The organism is Stenotrophomonas sp. CFBP 13724 (assembly GCF_014841975.1).
Lineage (GTDB): Bacteria > Pseudomonadota > Gammaproteobacteria > Xanthomonadales > Xanthomonadaceae > Stenotrophomonas > Stenotrophomonas lacuserhaii.
The window spans coordinates 633,025-653,374 of the sequence record NZ_JACYUW010000001.1; the positions used below are offsets into that span (position 1 = coordinate 633,025).

Genomic DNA, 20,350 nt, shown 5'->3' on the forward strand with positions numbered 1-20,350 from the left:
GAGGTCACCTGACGGTGCCGGGTCAGCCCGGCGCCAGCGTCGTCAACAGCGCCTTGGCCGCATTGAAGCGGTCTTCCGGCAGCGGCAGTGGATGCTTGATGCGCAGTTTGTCCGGGCCATCCATGCTGTACAGATTCGACTGCTTCTGGATCAGCTGGATCACCGACATCGGATCGATGTTCGGCTTGGCCTCGAACACGATGCGGCCGCCGGCCTCGCCCAGGTCCAGCTTGCGGATGCCCAGCTCATTGGCCTGCAGCTTCAGTTCGGCAATGGCGAACAGGTGCTTGGCCGCATCCGGCAGCAGGCCGAAGCGGTCGATCATCTCCACCTGCAGCTCGCGCAGTGCCGCACTGTCGCGCGCGCTGGAAATGCGCTTGTACAGCGTCAGGCGGGTATGCACGTCGGGCAGGTAGTCGTTGGGGATCAGCGAGGGCACATGCAGTTCCACTTCGGCCCCACGCGCTTCCTCGCCGGCGTCCAAATCGGGCAGCTTGCCCAGCCGGATGCTGCGCACGGCGCGTTCCAGCAGTTCGGTGTACAGGCTGAAGCCCACTTCGGCCATCTGCCCGCTCTGGTCTTCGCCCAGCAGTTCGCCGGCGCCGCGGATCTCCAGGTCGTGGGTGGCCAGTGTGAAGCCCGCGCCCAGCTCGTCCATCGAGGCGATGGCTTCCAGGCGCTTCTCCGCATCCGGGGTGATCGAGCGGCGGTCCGGCACCACCAGGTAGGCGTAGGCACGATGATGCGAACGTCCCACGCGGCCGCGCAGCTGGTGCAGCTGGGCCAGGCCGAAACGGTCGGCGCGGTTGATGATGATGGTGTTGGCGTTGGGGATGTCGATGCCCGATTCGATGATCGTGGTCGACAGCAGCACGTTGAAGCGCTGCTTCTGGAACTCCAGCATCACCCGTTCCAGCTCGCGCTCGGGCATCTGTCCGTGGGCGATGCCGATGCGGGCCTCGGGTACCAGCTCGGACAGCTCACGCTGCATGCGGCCGATGCTTTCCACGTCGTTGTGCAGGAAGTACAGCTGGCCGCCGCGGGCCAGCTCGCGCTGGAAGGCTTCGCGCAGCAGCGCATCGTCCCATTGGCTGATGAAGGTCTGCACCGCCAGCCGGTTCGGCGGCGGGGTGGCGATGATCGACAGGTCGCGCAGCCCGGCCATGGCCATGTTGAGCGTTCGCGGAATAGGCGTGGCGGTCAGGGTCAGCAGGTGCACGTTGGCACGCATCGCTTTCAGCGCTTCCTTCTGGCGCACGCCGAAGCGCTGTTCCTCGTCGACCACGACCAGCCCGAGGTCCTTGAACTTCACGTCCGGCTGCAGCAGCCGGTGGGTACCGATGATGACGTCGATGGTGCCGTCGGCGACCTTCTCCAGTTCGGCCTTGATCTCCTTGGTGGACTTGAAGCGCGACAGCACTTCCACCTTCATCGGGTAATCGGCGAAGCGGTCGCGGAAGTTGCGGTAATGCTGTTCGGCCAGCAGCGTGGTCGGCACCAGCACGGCGACCTGCTTGCCGGCACTGGCCGCGGCGAACGCCGCGCGAACGGCCACTTCGGTCTTGCCGAAGCCGACGTCACCACAGACCACGCGGTCCATCGGCTGGCTGCTGGCAAGATCGCGCAGGGTGGCATCGATGGCGGCCAGCTGGTCCTGGGTTTCCTCGAACGGGAAGCCGGCGGCGAACGGTTCGTACATCGCGCGGTCCACATCCAGTGCCAGCCCGGCGCGGGCGCGGCGGCGCGCCTGGATCTCCAGCAGCTCGGCGGCAACGTCACGGACTTTCTCGGCGGCCTTGCGCTTGGCCTTGGTCCATTGTTCGCCGCCCAATGAGTGCAGCGGGGCGGTTTCCGCCGATGCGCCGGAATAACGGCTGATCAAGTGCAGCTGGGCCACCGGTACGTACAGCCGGTCGCCCTTGGCATATTCGATTTCCAGGAACTCGCCGGGCATGCCGCCGACGTCCATCGCGATCAGTCCGCGGTAACGGCCTACGCCATGGTCTTCATGGACGATCGGCGCGCCTTCGGTCAGTTCGCCGAGGTCGCGGATGATCGCCTCGGGCTCGCGACCGGCACGACGCGAGCGCCGCTGGTGCGCTGCGCGTTCGGGGAACAGCTGGCGTTCGGTCAACACGGCGATGCGCGGATCGTCCAGCGCGAAGCCGTCCTCCAGCGGCGCAACGGTGATCGCGAAGCGCTCGCTGCCGGCCAGGAAGGTCGGCAGGTCGGCCACCACCGGCGGACGCAGGGAGGCGGCCTGCAGGACTTCCAGCAACGCCTCGCGGCGACCGGCGGTATCGGAGGCGATCAGCACGCGGCCGGGATACTGCTCGATGAAGGTGGCCAGCGCCTGGCCTGCCGCGGCATCACGCGCAGCGACCGGCAGCGGCGGCAGCGCGGTGTCACCCAGCGCGTGTGCCTGCTCGATGCGCGCATGGCCGGGCGGCCACACTTCCACGCGGGGCAGGTCGTTGAGCTTTTCGCGCAGCAGTTCAGGCGACAGGTACAGCTGCCCCGGCGGCAGCAGCGGGCGTTCGACGTCGTGCCGGCGCTGTTCGTAGCGCTGGCCGGTCTGCGCCCAGAAGGCAGCCGCGGCTTCGCCGACGCCGGCGGCGATCACCGGAAGCACCTCGGCGGAAAAGTAATCGAACAGCGTCGCGGTGTGGTCGAAGAACAGCGGCAGGTAGTACTCGATGCCCGCCGGCGCGAGTCGGGATTTCAGGTCCTGGTACAGCGAACTGCGGCGCGTGTCGACATCGAAGCGTTCGCGCAGGGCGTCCATCACCCGCGAGATGCTGGCATCGTCCATCGGCACTTCGCGACCGGGCAGCATGTGCACGGCCTGGACCTTCTCCAGCGAACGCTGGGTTTCCGGGTCGAAGGCGCGGATGGTGTCGATGTCCTGGTCCAGCAGTTCCACGCGGAGCGGTTCGCTGGCACCCATCGGGTACACATCCAACAGGCCGCCGCGCACGGCGAAATCACCCGGATCCATCACCTGCGGCACGTTGCGGTACCCGGCGCTTTCCAGCCGCCGCTTTTCCGCATCCAGGTCCAGCCGCTGGCCGACCTCCAGATCGAAACTGCCCCCGATCACATATTGTTTCGGCGCCAGCTGCTGCATCAACGTCTGCACCGGCACCACCACCAACCCACGCTTCAGCCCGGGCAGGCGATGCAGGGCGGACAGGCGTTGGGAAATGATGTCCGGGTGCGGACTGAAGCGATCGTAGGGCAGGGTTTCCCAGTCCGGGAACGCCACCACCGGCAGCGACGGATCATCGCCGAGCAGCGTGCGCAGATCCGATTCGATCTGGTTGGCGCCGTGGTTGTCCGGCGCGACGACCAGCACCGGGCCATCGTGTGCCTGCGCCGCACGGGCGAGGTACCAGGCCAGCGCGGTGGGCGAACTGGGAGCGCGCCACCAGGCGCGGAGCTGGCCCGGACGGGGCAGCGGCGGAACGGGATAGGGAGAGCGCGACATTGGCCGCAGATTCTACCAGAGCCGCCTGTGCAGGCCCGGACAACACCGCGTCAAGCAGGGGGAGTACTGACCCACGCCGGTAATGGGTAGCGCCGAGCCATGCTCGGCGAGCGCAGCGGCCAGGCAAGCATCGCCGGGCAACGCCCGGCGCATCCGCTCAGCTATCCAGTTCCAGCACCATGCGCACCAGCCCGGGCGTACCCTGCGGATGCGGCACCGGCTTGAAGCCCAGCGAATCGGCCAGCTGCTTCATCGGCTCGTTTTCTTCGGCGACATCGCCATACAGGCGATCCAGATACTTGCCGCGCGCCCACTTGACCAGCTTGCGCATCAGCTGCCGGCCAAGGCCCTGGCCGATCAGGAAGCGGCTGATCAGGATGGCGTACTCCGCTTCACGGGTTCCCTGGATGATCGAGGCACGCGCGACGGCACCGACCACCGCTTCGCCGGCAGGCAGCGACTCGGCGGCGACCAGGGTGATTTCGGTCTTGGGATTGGGATGGGTCAGCCGCTGGGTGGTTTCCGGCGACAGTTCGGTCACCGCCTGCAGGAAGCGATCGCGGATTTCTTCCGGGCCGAACAGGCTGAAGGCCGCCTGCAACGGCGGGCCGTCTTCGGGCCGGATGGGACGGATCAGCAGTTCATGGCCACTGGGGGCCTTGAAGATCTCGTGCCAGGGCGGCATGCGGTTGCGAGTGGCCATACCGGGTAGTTCCTTGGTGGTCCAGCGATTGTGGCATCCCCATGGCTGCATTCCGTGAACGGAAGGTTCACGGGAGGCAGCGGCCAGGACGCCTTAGTCGGCGGTCTTCAACCAGTCCAGGCGAGTGCTGGCGCCGGGCTCGCCCAGGTGCTGCTTCAGGGCGGGCAGAGCGGGGCCAACCATGCGGTCGAACTGGAACGGGGCATTGAGGATCAGCATGCCGCTGCCATTGAGGCGCAACGGGGATTCATCCGGACGCACCAGCAGTTCGATGGTCATCGCGGATTTATAGGGCAGGGCGGTGGCCTTGCGCAGGAAATGGAGGATGGTGCGGCGCTGCTTGATCGGGAACCAGACCGCGCAGGTGGCCTGCGGCCAGCGCTCATGGGTTTCTTTCAGGGCGGCGAGGATGCGGATGTACTCGGCGTCCTGGCCCTCGTAAGGCGGATCGATCAACACCAGGCCGCGGCCGATCTTGGCGCCGTTTGCCTTCGGTGGGACCAGAGCCCGTATTTTTTCGTAGCCGTCGCCTTCATACACGCCGACCCGTGCATCACCGGCGAACAGCTTCTTCAGCGCGGCGGCTTCTTCGGGCTGCAGCTCGCAGGCGGCCAGACGGTCCTGCGGGCGCATCGCCTGGGCCGCCAGCAGGGGGGAGCCGGGGTAGGTGATCATCGCCCCGACCGGGTTGTCGGCCTGCACGGCCTTGAGGTAGCGCTCGACCACTTCGGGCAGCTTGGGCTGGGACATCAGCTTCATGACCCCGTCTTCGGCTTCCAGGGTCTTGCGGCTTTCTTCGCTGGCCAGCAGGTAGCGGCCGCGGCCGGCATGGGTGTCCAGCACGAAGAACGGGCTGTCCTTGCGCTTGAAGCTGTCGATCAGGGCCAGCTGCACGATGTGCTTGAGGACATCGGCATGGTTGCCGGCATGGAAGGCGTGGCGGTAGTTCATGGGGCGCAGTGTACGGGTCGGCAGGCGCAGCGGCTATCGCAGCGGCTATGCTGCCGCCCATGACAGAACCCGTTGCCCGCGTGCTGGTGGTTGAAGACGAAGCCGCCATCGCTGAAACCGTGTTGTACGCCCTGCGTAGTGAAGGCTTTGCGGCCACGCACTGTCTGCTGGGTGGGCAGGCCCTGCAGCAGCTGCAGGAGGGCACGTTCGATCTGGTGATGCTGGATGTGGGCCTGCCCGACCTGGGCGGCTTCGAGGTCTGCCGTCGCCTGCGCGCGCTGCCGGGCGCGGTGGGACAGCTGCCGGTGATCTTCCTGACCGCGCGCAACGACGAGGTCGACCGGGTGATGGGGCTGGAGCTGGGCGCCGATGACTACGTCACCAAGCCGTTTTCGCCGCGCGAACTGGTGGCGCGCGTGCGGGCCCGACTGCGCCGCAGCGGCGTGGCGGGGACCGCGCCCGATGGCCGCTGGCAGCAGCAGGGTACGTTCCACATCGACCGGCAGGGCCGCCGCATCCGCTATGGCGAGCAGCTGCTCGACCTGACGCGCTACGAGTACGCGCTGCTGGCCGCGCTGCTGCAGCGGCCCGGGGCCATACTCAGCCGGGCCCAGCTGATGGACCGCGGCTGGGATGCCAGCGCCGACAGCGCCGACCGCACCGTGGACACCCACATCAAGACGCTGCGCGCCAAGCTGCGCGGTGCCGGGGCCACCGATGACCCGATCCGCACCCATCGCGGCGTCGGCTACGCGCTGGAGGCCTGAGCATGCGGCTGGGGCTGAAACTGTTCCTGGGCTTCTTCCTGATCGTCGGCCTGGCCGCGTTCTTCGTGATGCGCGTGTTCGTGGAGGAAGTGAAACCGGGGGTGCGCCAAGCGATGGAATCCACCCTGGTGGATGCAGCGAACGTGCTCGCCGAGCTGGCGGCGCCGGAGCTCAAGGCCGGCACGCTGGCCCGCGGTGGCTTCACCACCAGCCTGGCCCGCGCGCAGCGTCGCGACCCGAAGGCGATGGTCTGGCGCTTTCCCAAGCGCGCGCTGGACTACCGGGTGACCATCACCGATGCCAAGGGCATCGTGCTGTACGACTCGCTGGGCCGTGACGTCGGCCGCGACAACTCGCGCTGGAATGATGTCCATCGCACCCTGCGTGGCGAATACGGCGCGCGCTCCAGTCCGGAGGTGCCCGGCGATGCCACCCACACGGTGATGCACGTGGCGGCGCCGGTATACGACCCGGCCGATGGCCGAACGTTGATCGGCGTTCTGTCCCTGTCCCAGCCCAACCGCAGCATCGATCCGTTCATCACCGCCAGCCAGCGCCAGATCATGCTGCGCGGTGCGTGGCTGATCGGCCTGTCCGCGCTGATCGGCATCATGATGACGGCATGGTTGATGACCGGTGTGCGACGGCTCAACCGTTATGCGCAGGCGGTCAGTGCCGGTGAGCCGGTGGCCCCGCCGAAGCCGCGGCGCGATGAGATCGGTGACCTCGGCCGCGCGCTGGAAACCATGCGCCGGAAGCTGGAAGGCAAGGCGTACGTGGAGCAGTACGTGCAGTCGTTGACCCATGAAATGAAGAGCCCGCTGGCGGCGATCCGCGGCGCAGCCGAGCTGTTGCAGGAGCCGATGCCTGCCGAAGACCGCGAGCGCTTTGCGCGCAGCATCGTCGACCAGCAGCAGCGGCTGACCCAGACCATCGACAAGCTGCTTGCGCTGGCCGAAGTGGAGCAGCACGGCTGGCTGCAGTCGCGTGACACGTTGGTGGTGTCCACGCTGTTCGCTGCGGTGGTGCAGGGTGCGCAGCTGCGCGCGCAGGCCGCCGGCGTGCAGGTGCAGGTGCAGCCCGTTGGCACGCTGACGCTGCAGGGCGATGGCTACCTGCTGCGCCAGGCGCTCGGCAACCTGCTGGACAACGCGATCGATTTTTCGCCGGCCGGCAGCAGCATCCAGCTGATCGCCGACGTGGAGGGTGCCGGCATCGCACTGCAGGTCGTCGACCAGGGCACCGGTATTCCGGCGTTCGCGCGCGGACGGGTGTTCGAACGCTTCTATTCGCTGGCACGCCCGGCCACCGGCGCACGAAGCTCCGGGCTGGGCCTGCCGTTTGTCAGCGAGGTGGCACGCCTGCACGGTGGGAACGCCAGCGTGGAAGCGGGCGCCTCCGGTGGTACCCGCGCGGTGCTGTGGCTGCCACGGTAGCGGCCACTTCACATTCGCTTCAAATTCAGCTCAAACCCCGCACATCCGGGATGTCCATCCTGCAGGCCTCTCCAACGAGGATGGACCATGAAATCCCTGCACCTTTTCCTGCGCTTCGCCATTGTCGGCGGGCTGATCCTGCTGCTGCTGGTTCCGCTGATGCTGATCCGCGGTGTGATCACCGATCGCAGCGAGTACCGCGAAGAGGCATTCCGCCGGGTGGCCGAAAGCCGCGCCGGCACCCAGCAGCTGGTCGGCCCGGTTCGCGTGGTGCCGTGGATCGAACGCACCACGGTGGTGGTGGTCGACAAGGCAGGCAAGAGCAGCAACGAAGTGCAGATCACCCAAGGCCACTGGTTGCAGATGCCCCGCCAGTTGAGCGTGGACGGACGGCTGGCGCCGGACCTGCGCTCGGTCGGTCTGTTCAAGGTGCCGGTGTACAGCTGGCAGGGGCACATCGCGGCCGACTTCGCTGCCGATGACTACCCGGTGAGGGAGGGGCGCAGCTATGGCACGCCTTACCTGGCCATCGGCCTGAGTGATGTGCGCGGCCTGGTCGGCACGCCGGACCTGCGGGTCAACGGTGCACCGTTGCGGCTGCAGCCGGGCGTCGGGATGGCAGACGCGCTGGGGCGGGGCCTGCATGCCGAGGTCGCCGGGTTCGCCGATGCACGCGGTGGCACGCTGGCCGCCAGCCGGATCGAGCTGGACCTGCAGGTGGATGGCAGCCGCTCGCTGGCGGTGGTGCCGGTGGGCGATGACAACCGGATCGCACTGCGTTCGCGCTGGCCGCACCCCTCGTTCGCCGGCGCGTTCCTGCCCAATGAGCGCCGCGTCGATGCGCAGGGCTTCGAGGCGCGCTGGACCGTGTCTTCGCTGGCTTCCGATGCACAGCCGCAGCTTCGCGCCGGTGATCCGTCGACGCAGGCGGTCGAAGTTTCGCTGGTGGATCCGGTGGATGTATATACCCAGGCTGATCGTGCTTCCAAGTACGGCGTGTTGTTCGTGCTGCTTACCTTCGTTGGCTTCCTGCTGTTCGAGCTGATCCGCCAGCTGCGCATCCATCCGCTGCAGTACCTGATGGTCGGCCTGGCGCTGGCGATCTTCTTCCTGCTGCTGATCAGCCTGTCCGAACACATCGCCTTCTGGCAGGCCTATCTGGTATCGGCGCTGGCCTGCATCGGCCTGCAGGCGGTTTACCTGGCCAACGTGCTGGGCCACTGGAAGCGCGGCATGGGCTTCGCCCTGATGCTGACCGTGCTGTACGGCGCGCTGTATGGCCTGCTGGTGTCGGAGAACAACGCGCTGCTGATGGGCTCGCTGCTGCTGTTCGGCATTCTGGCGCTGGTGATGTGGGTGACCCGCCGGGTGGACTGGTACGCGCTGGGCATGGGAGCGCCCCCGGCGCTGCCTGCGGACACCGCGCCGCGCAGTCCAGGCTGATTCTTTCCGGCACGCATGCCAGAGCGCCACGTTCCGGATCGGAATGTGGCGCTGCTGCCTTGTGTGACCTTAGGCATCTGGCGTGCGCGGCCCTTCGCCCTACACTCGGGGATTGATCTATGACGGCGCGTGCCGGGGGCTGGACGATGGGGAAGTGGGGTGTGCTGGCGATCGCGCTGGCGTTGAGCAATCCGGCAGTGGCGCAGCACGCCGAGCCGGTCGACCTGGACATGGTCAGCAAGATCCGCCAGGAAGCGTTCCATCGCTCGCAGGTAATGGATACGTTCAGTCATCTGACCGAAAGCATCGGCCCGCGACTGACCAATTCGCCGGCCATGGCCCAGGCCAACGCCTGGACGCGCGGCAAGTTCAACGAATGGGGCCTGGTCAACGTACACGATGAAGCGTTCGAAGATTTCGGGCGTGGCTGGGAGTTCACTTCGGCGTCGGTGTTGATGCTGGGCAGCGGCTCGCAGGGTGACCGCATGCAGCCGCTGCATGCGCTGCCCAAGGCCTGGACCCCGGGCACCAACGGCCCGGTGGAAGGCGAGCTGGTGCAGGTGGACATCAAGAAGCTGGCCGACCTGGAAAAGTACAAGGGCAAGCTGCGCGGCAAGATCCTGCTGCTGGGCGAAGCACGTGAGTACAAGCGCGGCACCGAGCCGGATTCGCACCGCCACGATGCGACCTCGCTGGAAGGCCTGCAGGAATTCACCGTGCCGAAGAATGCCGCAGCCGACAAGGAAAAGCGGGTCAAGGAGTACACCGAGCGGCAGGCGCTGGCCAAGGCGGTCAATGCCTTCTTCGTGGAAGAAGGCGCGCTGGCGGCGATCAGCATCAGCGGCTGGGACAACGGCATCATCCGGGTCGCTGGGGGCGGTTCGCGCAAGGCCGGCGAATCAGCAGGCATCCCGGAGCTGGCGATGATCTCCGAACACTTCAATCCGCTGGTACGCGCGCTGCTGGCCAAGCAACCGGTGAAGCTGCGCGTGGACGTTGCCGCACGCTTCACCGATGACAGCAACCAGCCCGGCTACAACACGCTGGCCGAGATCCGCGGCAGCGGCAAGGCCGATGAAGTGGTGATGCTCGGTGCCCACATGGATTCGTGGCATACCGGCACCGGCGCAGCCGACAATGCCGCCGGCGTGGCGGTGATGATGGAAGCCATGCGCATCCTGAAAGCCGTGGGCGCCAAGCCCAAGCGCACCATCCGGGTCGCGCTGTGGAGCGGGGAAGAGCAGGGGCTGATCGGCTCGCAGGCCTACGTGGCCAAGCACTTCGCGCAGTTCCCCGAACCCGCCGATGCCGCGCAGAAGGCCTTGCCGGCGTCGCTGCGCGAGCCGACCGGTGCACTGGTCAAGCGCCGCGATTACGAGAAGTTCTCGGTGTACTTCAACATGGACAATGGTTCGGGACGTTTCCGTGGCATCTACGCCCAGGAGAACCTGGCGGCGATGCCGGTGTTCGAGGCTTGGCTGAAGCCGTTCAACGACGTCGGCGCGACTACCGTGGCCACCCGCAACACCGGTTCCACCGACCACATCAGCTTCGACCGCGTCGGGCTGCCGGGCTTCCAGTTCATCCAGGACAAGCTGGACTATTTCAGCAACGTCCACCACAGCCACCTGGACACCTGGGACCACGCCGAACCGGAGGACCTCAAGCAGGCCGCCGCGATCGTGGCCTCGTTCGTCTACAACGCCGCCACGCGCGAGGACCTGTTCCCGCGCAAGGCGCAAAAAGGGGACGGAGGGGATTAAGTCGTAAACGGCACAGGTCCGGCGTGAAGGGTGGGGGGATCGCGACTTAATCCCCTCCGTCCCCTTTTGCTAAAATCGGCGGATATTCGTTCCCCGAGCGTCCCATGACCTGCCGCACCCGCTTTGCCCCCAGTCCTACCGGCTACCTGCACATCGGCGGCGCCCGCACGGCGCTGTACTGCTGGCTGGAGGCCCGCCACCGTGGCGGGGAGTTCGTGCTGCGCATCGAGGACACCGACCGCGAGCGCAGCACCCAGGGCGCCATCGACGCGATCCTGGAGGCGATGGACTGGCTGGGCCTGGGCTATGACGAAGGCCCGATCTACCAGACCCAGCGCGTGGCCCGCTACCAGGAGGTCGCCGAACAGCTGGTCGCCGAGGGCAAGGCCTACTACGCCTACGAGACCCGCGAAGAGCTCGACGCGATGCGCGAGGCGGCCATGGCGAAGCAGGAAAAGCCGCGTTACAACGGCGCCGCGCGCGATCAGGGCCTGCCTTGGCGCGATGACCCGAACCGGGTGATCCGCTTCAAGAATCCGCTCGACGGTACGGTGGTGTTCGACGACCTGATCAAGGGGCCGATCGAGATCGCCAACAGCGAGCTCGACGACATGGTGATCTTCCGCCCGGACGGCTACCCGACCTACAACTTCGCCGTGGTGGTGGACGACTGGGAAATGGGCATCACCGAGGTGATCCGCGGCGATGACCACATCAACAACACCCCGCGCCAGATCAACCTGTACCGGGGCATCGGCGCGCCGGTGCCGAAGTTCGGCCACATGCCGATGATCCTGGACGAGCAGGGCGCCAAGCTGTCCAAGCGCACGGGCGCGGCCGACGTGATGCAGTACAAGGACGCCGGCTACCTGCCGGAGGCGCTGCTGAGCTACCTGGCCCGGTTGGGCTGGTCGCACGGTGACCAGGAGATCTTCACCCGCCAGGAGCTGATCGACCTGTTCGACGTGACCAACTGCAACTCCAAGGCCGCGCGGCTGGACATGGCCAAGCTGGGTTGGGTCAACCAGCATTTCCTGAAGACCGAGGCACCCGCGTCCATCGCGCCGGCGCTGGTGTACCAGCTGGAGAAGCTGGGCCTGGACCTGAACGCTGGCCCGTCCGCGGAAGATGTCGTGGTCGCCTTGCGCGAACGCGTGCAGACGTTGAAGGAAATGGCCGAAAAAGCGGTCGTCTGGTACCAGCCGCTGGAAACCTACGACGAAGCCGCCGTGGCCAAGCACTTCAAGGCTGGCGCCGAACTGCCGCTGGGCAAGGCGCGCGAACTGCTGGCGGCGCTGCCGGAGTGGACCGCCGAGAGCGTTGGGGTGGCGCTGCATGATGCCGCCGCGGCGCTGCAGATCGGCATGGGCAAGGTCGCCCAGCCGCTGCGCGTGGCCATCACCGGCACCCAGGTGAGCCCGGACATTTCGCAGACGGTGTACCTTGCCGGTCGCGATGAGGCCTTGAAACGCATCGATGCTGCCATTACCAAGGTAGTGGCCGCGGCCTGAAATCCGCCCGAACTGGAGAACCCGCATGTCCGCCAAGCACGCCTGCACGGCCCCGCACCACCACGTCCACGACGCGTCGGACTTCGTGGGGGTGGTCGAGCGCGTGTGCCGCGAGCGCGGACTGCGGCTGACTCCCATCCGCGCCAATGTGCTGCGGCTGATCGCCGAGGCCGGCAAGCCGGTCAAGGCGTATGAGCTGCTGGAGTGGGTGCGCAGTGGCAAGGGCGTGGGCGCTGACGCCCCGCCGACGGTGTACCGCGCGCTGGATTTCCTGATGGCCAACGGGTTCGTGCACAAGCTGGAATCGGTGAACGCTTTCGTGGCCTGCCACCATCCGAGCAGTGCGGCGCATTCGGTGCCGTTCCTGATCTGCAACAGCTGCCACAGCGCGGTGGAGCTGGAAGACCGCGAGATCGTCAGCCAACTGGAAAAGCGCGCCAAGGAACTTGGGTTCCAGCCGCAGGCACAAACGCTGGAAGTACACGGTCTCTGCGCCCGCTGCGCGGGGTGAAGTTTTGTTGTTGCCGGGCCTGCGGCCCGGCGCCTGCTTTTTCAAGCCAGAGCAACAGCCACAGCAACGGCTGCGGGGCTGCGTTTGGCGGGGCGGGGTGGGTTGGCGGGACACGGGTCCACGCCATCGCATTCGCGCTGTCGCTCCCACGCTTTGGTGCGCAAACCGTGGGCCCCTCCTCACCAGCACCCATACCCCGCCGCTTCGCGGCCGCCCCTGACTCAGGGGCTCCCTCCACCCGACACGCCATCGCGGCCTTGGTAGCGCCGACCCATGGTCGGCGGAATGTTCCCGCCAACGGCCCGCTGCGCTCGCCGACCATGGGTCGGCGCTACCGCTTTTCTTCTTTTTTTTACGCGGGTGGCGGCCACCGGAACCTGTCAGGGGGCCGGGAGGTGGGGCTGGGCGGGGGCGTTGAGCGCCATGGATGGCGCGAAACGAGGCCCGCATGGACGCAGTTTTTGCCGTCCCCCGACCAGCCCCACCGCCCGACCCAACCCCAGATGCAGCTCTAGAAGCCACCCGTGAGGGGGTCTCACCCGTTCGACCACTCACCGCTCGCGCGGCGCCGCAGCAGCCTCAACCGACGTATCCACCTTCGCCACCACCGACATCCCCGGCCGCAGCCGCGCTGCCAGCGGTTGATCGGCATCGATCGCAATCCGCACCGGCAACCGCTGCACCACCTTGGTGAAGTTGCCGCTGGCATTGTCCGGCCGCAGCACGCTGAACTCCGAACCGGTCGCCGGTGCGATCTCCTCCACGCGGCCGCGCAGGACCTCTCCCTGGAATGCATCCACCGCGAAGGTGGCCGGCTGGCCGATGCGCATCTGCCAGGTCTGGCCTTCCTTGAAGTTGGCCACCACCCACAGCACATCCGGCACCAGGAACAGCAGCTGCGAACCGGCCGTGACGTACTGCCCGACCCGCGCGCTGGCTTCGCTGACCTGGCCATCGCGCGGGGCGAGCACCGTGGTGTTGGCCAGGTCGATCCGCGCCAGTTCCAGTGCCGCCTGCGCACTCTCGACCTGTGCCTCCAGCCCCTTGCGGGCGACCTGGGTGGAGACCAGCGTCTCTTCGGCAATCTGGATCTGCGCCTGCGACTGCTGCACGCCGGCCTGCGCGGAGGCCTGGCTGGTGCGGAACTTGTCGCGGTCGTTCAGCGCCACCAGGCGTTGTTCGGCCAGCTGCTCGTAGCGCGCAAGCTCGGCACGCGAACGCTGCAGTTCAGACTGCCCGGCCGCCAGCGTGGCCTTGGCCGAAGCGATCTGCGCGCGGTTCTGCGCCTGCGACTGGTCCGAATTCGCCAGCGCCGCCTTCGCGCTGTCCAAGGCCGCTTCGGCCTGCGCGACGCGCTGGCGGTAGATGCGGTCGTCGATGCGCAGCAACACATCGCCCTGTCTGACGTGCTGGAAATCCTTCACCAGGACGTCGGTGACGTAGCCATTGACCTGCGGTGCCAGCACGGTGACCTGCCCGCGCACGTAGGCGTTGTCGGTGCTGGCGATGGCGCTGGTGAACGGCCACAGCTGCCAGCCGCGCAGGATCAGCGCGATGCCCACCAGCGCCACCACCACCATGATCACCACGGCCCGGTTGCTGGGTTTGAGGTACTTCGGCGCGCCTGTGGGGGGCGCCGCAGCTGCCGCCGGCGGGGGCGGGGCAGGGGCCGGTGCGGCATCGGTGGGAGGCGCCGGGTTCACGTTTTCCGGGGCGTCGTCATCGCGGGGTGGTTGCTGGGACATGGAGTTACTCAACGCGGTGCGGCAGCCGCATCGGGCGCCGCGGGGAGGAAGAGGAGGGGCGGCGCCTGCGCCATTGCTTCATCGCGGCGATCCACAGCTGCAGTGACAGCAGCCAGCCCAGGAAGCCCAGCGCCAGCCAGCCGCTGAGCGTGAACACATCATTGAAGCCACGCACGTTGGCTTCGCGGCGCGCAATCTGCGCCAGCTGCGCGGTGCCCTGCGCGCTGCGCTGCACCGGGTCTGTGATCTGCGCGCTGTAAAGCTGCTGCTGCAGGCGCAGCCGCTGCGCGACCACCGGATCGGCCGGGTCCAGCTGGCTGACCAGCGCGCTGGAATACAGCTGTTCGCGATGCAGCTGCACCGTACCGAGCACCGCTGAACCGGCCAGCCCCCCCAGCGTCTGGGTGATCGACAGAGTGACCAGGAAGGTGATCATATGGTCCACGCCCTGCTTCAGCACGGCGGTGATGCCGAGCATGATCAGCGGGCCCATGAACATGCCCGAGCCGACCGAAGCCAGGAATTGGCTGACGAAGAAATCATGCGGACGGTCCAGGCTGGTGCGGTGCTGGTCGAGCAAGGCCGCGCTGCCCAGCAGCAGGATCGCCATCAGCACCTGAGGGATCAGTCGCTTCGGGCCGAAGGTCAGCGAACTGGCGGCGATGCCGGTGACCACCCCGGCCAGGATCACTGCGAAGAGCGGCCGCATCTGGTCCGGCCCCATGCCGAGAGCGCGCATCAGCCCGACCACGCCATAGGACTGTTCGGTAGTGAGAAAGCGCAGCAGGAACGCGCCGACGATGAAGTGCAGTACCGGCAGGCTGGCCAGCCAGCGCACCTGCAGCAGCGGATTGCGTCGGTAGTGTTCAATCACGAAGGCCGCCGTGGCCATCGTGATCGAGGCAATCAACGCCCAGCCCAGCCAGGGCGTGTCGGTCCACCAGCGCACGTACCCTTGTGCCAGCACCACCACCAGCAGGCCAACGGCTGGTGCCAGCAGCGCGAAGGTCAGGAAGTCCATCGGTTCGAAGGCCTTGATCTGCACGCCTGGTGGCAGCTTCAGCAGCACCACCGCAGCGAAGGCACACAGCGCCAGTCCGGCTTCGAGGAAGTACAGCAGATGCCATTGGCCGGTGCCCACCAGGCTGGGCGAGACCACCCAGGCCAGCGGCACCGCCAGCTGTGACAGCCCCACGCCGATCACCAACAAGTTGCCGGTGTAGCGGCGTGGCAACGACTGCAGCATGTACAGCGTGCCCAGCGTCGAGCACGCCGCGCCGGCGAAACCGCTGGCCGCGCGCAGCAGCACGGTGGTTTCGAAACTGCCGACGGCCAGGTGCAGCAGGGCCAGCGCGGCGTACAGCCCAAGGCCGATTTCGGCGAACAGGCGGATGCCATATTGCTGGCGGAACTTGAAGGCAAGCAGGTTGGCCGTCACGTTGACCATCACGTAGGAGGCGACCAGCCAGGTGCCCTGAACGGGGCTCAGCCCCAACTGGCCCTGCAGGAAGGGCAGGTTGGCGGTGACCAGCGCAGTGCCGAGGCCGCCGGTGATGGCCACCAGCACCGACACCAGCGCATAGGCGGCACGCCGGTGCGGCGGATGCCACGGCATCGACGCCGAGCCCGGGAGAGTGGGCTTCTCGTGTTCCTCCCAGTCCGGGATGGGCTTGAGGTACTGCGACATCAGGCCTCCGTGGCGCTGGTTCCCTGCAGGCCTGCGCGCAGCAGCTGCAGCGCGCGTCCTGCCAGTGCGCTGCGCTCTTCGCGGTTCTTGCCGCGCAGGGCCGCACCCAGCATGCCCGAGATCAGTGAAATATCCGTGGAGGTAAGGTCCGGCCGGCACAATCCGGCGGCGATGGCGCGCTGGATAGGTGCCTCCATCAGGGCGCGCACGCGTTCGCGCGCACCCCGCACGGTCGGGTCGTCCGGATGCACCGCGCGCCAGTAATCGGCCAGCGCAGGCGAATCGATGATGCGGCGGGCCATTCCATCGAGCAGCTCGAACAGCGCATCGTCGCGCGTGCCCAGTTCGGCTACCTGGCGCGCGATACGGTCGACGGTCCGCTGCAGCAGCGCTTCGATCAACGCGCTGCGATCCGGGAAATTACGGTACAGCGTCGCCCGTCCCACCTGCGCCCGTTCCACCACCAGGTCGAGCGGGGCGGTGACGCCGTGGTTGCCGAACACATGGTCGGCGGCATCGAGGATCAGGGCGCGGCGGGCGGCGGCGTCGGCACGTAAAGAAGTCATGGATCATTTTCGGACAAAAATGTCCGAACCACCAGCGCAGATCGCCGCTGCAGCGTCGCTGTGTCAGGGCGCAGTTCGCTTGGTGATGGTCGGGTGAGCGGAACTCAGGCGGTGCTCGCGGTTGCCAGCCGCGCTGCCTGCTCACGTATCGGGAAGTGCGCCACGGCGGCAATCAACGCAAGTGCGATGTCCAGGTACCACATCACCATGTAGTTTCCCGTATTGGCCAACACCACCCCGCCCAGCCAGGCGCCGAAGAAACCGCCGACCTGGTGCGACAGCAAGGTCAACCCGAACAGCGTGCCCAGGTAGCGCGGCCCGAACAGCTTGCCGACCAGGCCGGCGGTGGGCGGCACGGTGGCCAGCCAGGTGAAGCCCAGCGCAGCGGCGAAGACATAGAAGGTCAAGGCGGTCGGCGGGGCGACGAGGTACAGCCCGATCATCAGCGCGCGGCTGGCATACAGCGCCACCAGCAGCAGCTTCATCCGGTAGCGCTGGCCCAGGTAGCCCATCAGCAGGCTGCCCGCCACGTTGAACAGCCCGATCAGCGCGATCGAGGTGGATGAAACGGTGGGCGACAGACCGCACAGTGCGATCTCACCGGGAAGGTGGGTGACCAGGAAGGCGATGTGCAGCCCACAGGTGAAAAAACCAAGGTGCAGGTACCAGTAGCTCGGCTCGCGCAGGGCCAGCCGGAGTTGCGCGCGCAGCCCGATTTCGGCGGCTGCCGTGGCATGCGCATGGTCGCCGGCACGGCGGCGCAATGGCCAGGCCATCGGCAGGGTCAGCAGGGACACCACGGCCATCAGCAGCATCGCCCGTCCCCAGCCTGCCACGGTGATGACCACCTGCAGGATCGGTGCGAAGACGAACTGGCCGAGCGAGCCTCCGGCATTGATCAGGCCCGCTGCGAACGAACGGCGCTCGGCTGGCAGCCGATGCGCGGTGGCACCGATCAGCACGGAGAAACTGCCGGCACCAGCACCGGCCGCCATCATCAGGCCCAGGCTGAGGCCCAGCCCCCATCCGCCCGGAAGCAGGGGCGCGAGGGCCAGTCCTGCGGCCAGCAGGATGCCGCCGCCGATCAGCACCGGCAGCGGCCCGCGCTGGTCGGCCAGCGCACCGAACACCGGCTGCACCGCCCCCCAGACCAGTTGGCCAATGGCCAGCGCGAAGCTGATGTCGACGATGCTGACGCCGGTATCGCGGTGGATGGGATCGACGAACAGGCCGGTGGTCTGGCGTGCCGCCATGGTGATCATCAGGATGCCCGAGGCCGCCAGCAGGATGCCCCAGGGGAGACGCGTGGTGGAGTCGGTGGTCATGGCCGGCACTATAGGCCGTGATCAGCCAGTGCGGTGACGACCAACGGTCGTCACCCACCGACAGCGGAGCAGGCCAGCGGTCGTCACCCACCGAGAGCGGAGCAGACGGCCGGCGGCCGTCACTACCGACAGCGGGAGCAGACGGCCAGCGGCTCAGCCGATCAGAAGTACGCGCGGATGCCGAAGGCCACGCCGCGTCCCGGCAGCGGGGCGTAGTCGCGCAGCAGCGAGGTGTGCGGGCGCACTTCGCGATTGGTCAGGTTGCTGCCGTCCACGAACACTTCGTAGCTGTTGCTGTCGCTGCGGTCCCAGCGATACGCGAAGTGTGCATCCACCAACGTGTAGCCACTGGTCGGTTCTTCGTTCTGCGCGGTGTCCTTCTGGCTGCTGTAACGCACCGCACCGAGCGATGCGCGCCAGCCGTCCTTGGCCCAGCGCAGGTCGGCGCCCACGCGTGCCGGCGAAATGCGCGGCAGGTAGCCCCCGTTGGCCAGGTCCACGGTGTAGTTGTGGTTGTGGTCGCCATGCGGCACGGCGATGTCCACGCTACGGCTGCCACTGCCATCCAGTTCGGCCTTGACGTAGTCACCGAACACGCGCAGGTCCCAGTCACCGGCATTGCCTTCGAACAGATGCACCAGGGCCTCCGCTTCGGCGCCCTTGAAGGTGGCGTCCTGCTGCGCCCACAGGCGCACCGGCAGGTCTTCCACCACGCCGGTGTCGGCCAGGTAGATGAAGTCCTTGAACTTGGTCTGGTACACCGAAGCGGAGAAGTCCAGGCGATCGCTGTGCGTGTGGATGCCCAGTTCGATGCGCTGGCCGCGCTCGGTCTTCAACTGCGCATCGCCCAGTTCGATCGAACGCGTGGCGATGTGGGCACCGGCCGCGTACAGCTCTTCATTGGTCGGTGCACGCTCGGAACTGTCCACGCCGAAGCGCAGGTCCACGGCATCGTTCAACGTCCAGATGCCGGCGGCGGACAGGTTGGTGGCATCGAACCTGCGGCGCTGGTAGTCGGCGGTCGGGTCCAGCTTGACCTGGTCATGGCGCGCGCCCAGTTCCAGCTTGAACGGGCCGAACTGCTTTTCCTGCAGCACGAACACGCCCAGGTTCTCGGTCGTGGTATCCGGCACGAAAGCCTCTTCGCCCTTGGCGCCGAAATCGCTGTTGCCGAACTGCAGGCCGAAGGCACCGTTCCAGCCGGCGATCTCGTTCTGCACCGCTTCCAACCGGCCTTCGATGCCCTGGTTGGTGAAGCGGGTCGCCGGGGTGCCGGCTTCCAGTTCGGTGTGCTCGTAGTCGGTGTAACCCGCGCGCAGGGTAACGTTCTTCAGGAACGAGGTGGGGTTGTAGATGCCGCCTTTGAAGTCGAAGCGGTTCTGCACCATGTCGATGCGCACGTCGTGCTCTTCGCCTTCTTCTTCCTCTGCGCCGTGGTCGTGGTCATGGTCGTGGTCATCGCCGTCGGCGTGCACGTGCGCGCCGTTGGGGATGCCGTAGTTGGTGCGGTAGGTGCCGGCCGACAGGCCGAAGAAGCCTCCATCACCCAACCAGGTGGCACCGACGCCGCCGGCGCGGGTGCGGATGGAACTGTTGTCCAAGGTGCCGCGGCGCGGCTCATCGGCATCGCCGTCATCGTGTGCATGGTCGTGTTCTTCCAGCGCATCCACCACCGCGTAGCCGGGGATGCGGTAGTCATCGCCGTTGCGCACCAGGCCGTCCACGTGCAGTACCCAGTTGCCGTTGACCCCATCCAGCCGGAACATGCCGCTGCGCTCGTCGTTGACACTGTTGCCGCGCACTTCGGCGCGGCCGCTCAGCGGGCGCTCCGGCAGTTCGCTGGCAATGCGTCCGTCGACCACGTTGACCGCGCCGCCGATCGCGCCACTGCCGAACAGCAGGGTGGCCGGGCCCTTCAGGACTTCAATCTGGTCGGCCAGGAACGGTTCGATGCTGGTGGCGTGGTCGGCACTGACGGTGGAGGCATCCATGTTGCCGACGCCGTTGGACAACACGGCCACGCGCGGGCCTTCTTGGCCACGGATGATCGGCCGGCCCACGCCGGGACCGAAGTAGGAGCTCTGCACGCCGGGCAGCTTGGCTACGGTGTCGCCCAGGGTGCCGGCCTTGGCTTCGTCCAGGCGTTCGCCCGCGAGCACCTCGACCGGCCGCGCCAGCGATTCGGCATCGCCCTGCAGCGGCGAGGCGGTGACCTTCACTGCGGACAGTTCGGTCAGGTGTCGGTCGGCCGGGGCGTCGGCGGCCATCGCCATCGCGGGCAGCAGGGCAGCAGCGAGGGCCAGGGCGAGAGTGTGCGGGCGGGGCCGGGTACGCAGAGCAGTCATGGGGCTTCCAATGAATTGTTATAACGTATCAACAAGGGGGCGCACGAATCCCATGGCGGACAGCGGGAGAGAGTCGCTGGGCGAAACAGGCCGTGCGGGTACAGGAGGGA

At 67.2% G+C, this 20,350-nt stretch carries 14 protein-coding genes; 6 read left to right on the forward strand and 8 right to left on the reverse strand.

Annotation, left to right across the window (positions count from 1 at the left end):
* Positions 1-22 precede the first annotated feature (22 nt).
* The 3 genes from mfd to rlmJ form a co-directional block, all read right to left on the reverse strand.
* Complete coding sequence (gene mfd / locus IFT63_RS02710; RefSeq protein ID WP_042612660.1) at positions 23-3,487, reverse strand: transcription-repair coupling factor; 3,465 nt, start codon at positions 3,485-3,487, stop codon at positions 23-25.
* A 157-nt stretch (positions 3,488-3,644) separates the two neighbouring features.
* Positions 3,645-4,190: a GNAT family N-acetyltransferase gene (locus tag IFT63_RS02715; protein WP_042612661.1), complete on the reverse strand. Its 546-nt coding sequence runs from the start codon at positions 4,188-4,190 to the stop codon at positions 3,645-3,647.
* A gap of 93 nt (positions 4,191-4,283) precedes the next feature.
* A complete protein-coding gene (gene rlmJ, locus IFT63_RS02720; RefSeq protein ID WP_042612662.1) occupies positions 4,284-5,141 on the reverse strand; it encodes a 23S rRNA (adenine(2030)-N(6))-methyltransferase RlmJ in 858 nt (285 codons plus the stop codon).
* Positions 5,142-5,188: 47 nt separating this feature from the next.
* On the opposite strand from rlmJ, the gene creB reads away from it, so the two are divergent.
* From creB to IFT63_RS02750, 6 genes are all read left to right on the forward strand, one after another.
* A complete protein-coding gene (creB, locus tag IFT63_RS02725) occupies positions 5,189-5,908 on the forward strand; it encodes a two-component system response regulator CreB (RefSeq protein WP_192083175.1) in 720 nt (239 codons plus the stop codon).
* A gap of 2 nt (positions 5,909-5,910) precedes the next feature.
* The gene (creC, locus tag IFT63_RS02730; protein ID WP_192083176.1) at positions 5,911-7,344 is read left to right on the forward strand and encodes a two-component system sensor histidine kinase CreC; all 1,434 of its coding nucleotides are present in this window, start codon (positions 5,911-5,913) and stop codon (positions 7,342-7,344) included.
* Between the two features lie 87 nt (positions 7,345-7,431).
* Positions 7,432-8,787: a cell envelope integrity protein CreD gene (gene creD, locus IFT63_RS02735; RefSeq protein ID WP_192083177.1), complete on the forward strand. Its 1,356-nt coding sequence runs from the start codon at positions 7,432-7,434 to the stop codon at positions 8,785-8,787.
* Positions 8,788-8,933: 146 nt separating this feature from the next.
* Complete coding sequence (locus tag IFT63_RS02740) at positions 8,934-10,550, forward strand: M20/M25/M40 family metallo-hydrolase (RefSeq protein WP_192083178.1); 1,617 nt, start codon at positions 8,934-8,936, stop codon at positions 10,548-10,550.
* Between the two features lie 104 nt (positions 10,551-10,654).
* Positions 10,655-12,061, forward strand: a complete 1,407-nt coding sequence (gene gltX / locus IFT63_RS02745; protein ID WP_192083179.1) for a glutamate--tRNA ligase — start codon at positions 10,655-10,657, stop codon at positions 12,059-12,061.
* A gap of 25 nt (positions 12,062-12,086) precedes the next feature.
* A complete protein-coding gene (locus IFT63_RS02750; protein ID WP_042612667.1) occupies positions 12,087-12,572 on the forward strand; it encodes a Fur family transcriptional regulator in 486 nt (161 codons plus the stop codon).
* Positions 12,573-13,123: 551 nt separating this feature from the next.
* Here IFT63_RS02750 and IFT63_RS02755 read toward each other — a convergent pair.
* From IFT63_RS02755 to IFT63_RS02775, 5 genes are all read right to left on the reverse strand, one after another.
* Positions 13,124-14,317 carry an HlyD family secretion protein gene (locus tag IFT63_RS02755; protein WP_192083180.1) on the reverse strand — a complete coding sequence of 398 codons (1,194 nt, stop codon included), beginning with the start codon at positions 14,315-14,317 and terminating at the stop codon, positions 13,124-13,126.
* Between the two features lie 4 nt (positions 14,318-14,321).
* On the reverse strand, positions 14,322-16,007 hold the full coding sequence (locus tag IFT63_RS02760; RefSeq protein ID WP_192084114.1) for an MFS transporter: 1,686 nt from the start codon (positions 16,005-16,007) through the stop codon (positions 14,322-14,324).
* Positions 16,004-16,570 (reverse strand): TetR/AcrR family transcriptional regulator, encoded by a 567-nt coding sequence (locus IFT63_RS02765; RefSeq protein WP_192083181.1) that lies wholly within the window; start codon positions 16,568-16,570, stop codon positions 16,004-16,006. The genes IFT63_RS02760 and IFT63_RS02765 overlap by 4 nt, the downstream gene beginning before the upstream one ends.
* Positions 16,571-16,674: 104 nt before the next feature.
* Positions 16,675-17,895, reverse strand: coding sequence for an MFS transporter (locus IFT63_RS02770; protein WP_192083182.1), 1,221 nt, complete (start codon positions 17,893-17,895; stop codon positions 16,675-16,677).
* A gap of 161 nt (positions 17,896-18,056) precedes the next feature.
* A complete protein-coding gene (locus tag IFT63_RS02775; RefSeq protein ID WP_192083183.1) occupies positions 18,057-20,240 on the reverse strand; it encodes a TonB-dependent receptor in 2,184 nt (727 codons plus the stop codon).
* Positions 20,241-20,350: the final 110 nt, after the last annotated feature.

What these genes read in the sequence shown, in the direction of transcription:
- IFT63_RS02765 (WP_192083181.1), bottom strand. Translation starts at nt 16,570, where the DNA reads ATGACTTCTTTACGTGCCGACGCCGCCGCCCGCCGCGCCCTGATCCTC.
- IFT63_RS02750 (WP_042612667.1), top strand. Translation starts at nt 12,087, where the DNA reads ATGTCCGCCAAGCACGCCTGCACGGCCCCGCACCACCACGTCCACGAC.
- IFT63_RS02740 (WP_192083178.1), top strand. Translation starts at nt 8,934, where the DNA reads ATGGGGAAGTGGGGTGTGCTGGCGATCGCGCTGGCGTTGAGCAATCCG.
- IFT63_RS02770 (WP_192083182.1), bottom strand. Translation starts at nt 17,895, where the DNA reads ATGACCACCGACTCCACCACGCGTCTCCCCTGGGGCATCCTGCTGGCG.
- IFT63_RS02715 (WP_042612661.1), bottom strand. Translation starts at nt 4,190, where the DNA reads ATGGCCACTCGCAACCGCATGCCGCCCTGGCACGAGATCTTCAAGGCC.
- rlmJ (WP_042612662.1), bottom strand. Translation starts at nt 5,141, where the DNA reads ATGAACTACCGCCACGCCTTCCATGCCGGCAACCATGCCGATGTCCTC.
- creC (WP_192083176.1), top strand. Translation starts at nt 5,911, where the DNA reads ATGCGGCTGGGGCTGAAACTGTTCCTGGGCTTCTTCCTGATCGTCGGC.
- gltX (WP_192083179.1), top strand. Translation starts at nt 10,655, where the DNA reads ATGACCTGCCGCACCCGCTTTGCCCCCAGTCCTACCGGCTACCTGCAC.
- IFT63_RS02775 (WP_192083183.1), bottom strand. Translation starts at nt 20,240, where the DNA reads ATGACTGCTCTGCGTACCCGGCCCCGCCCGCACACTCTCGCCCTGGCC.
- creD (WP_192083177.1), top strand. Translation starts at nt 7,432, where the DNA reads ATGAAATCCCTGCACCTTTTCCTGCGCTTCGCCATTGTCGGCGGGCTG.
- IFT63_RS02755 (WP_192083180.1), bottom strand. Translation starts at nt 14,317, where the DNA reads ATGTCCCAGCAACCACCCCGCGATGACGACGCCCCGGAAAACGTGAAC.
- creB (WP_192083175.1), top strand. Translation starts at nt 5,189, where the DNA reads ATGCTGCCGCCCATGACAGAACCCGTTGCCCGCGTGCTGGTGGTTGAA.
- mfd (WP_042612660.1), bottom strand. Translation starts at nt 3,487, where the DNA reads ATGTCGCGCTCTCCCTATCCCGTTCCGCCGCTGCCCCGTCCGGGCCAG.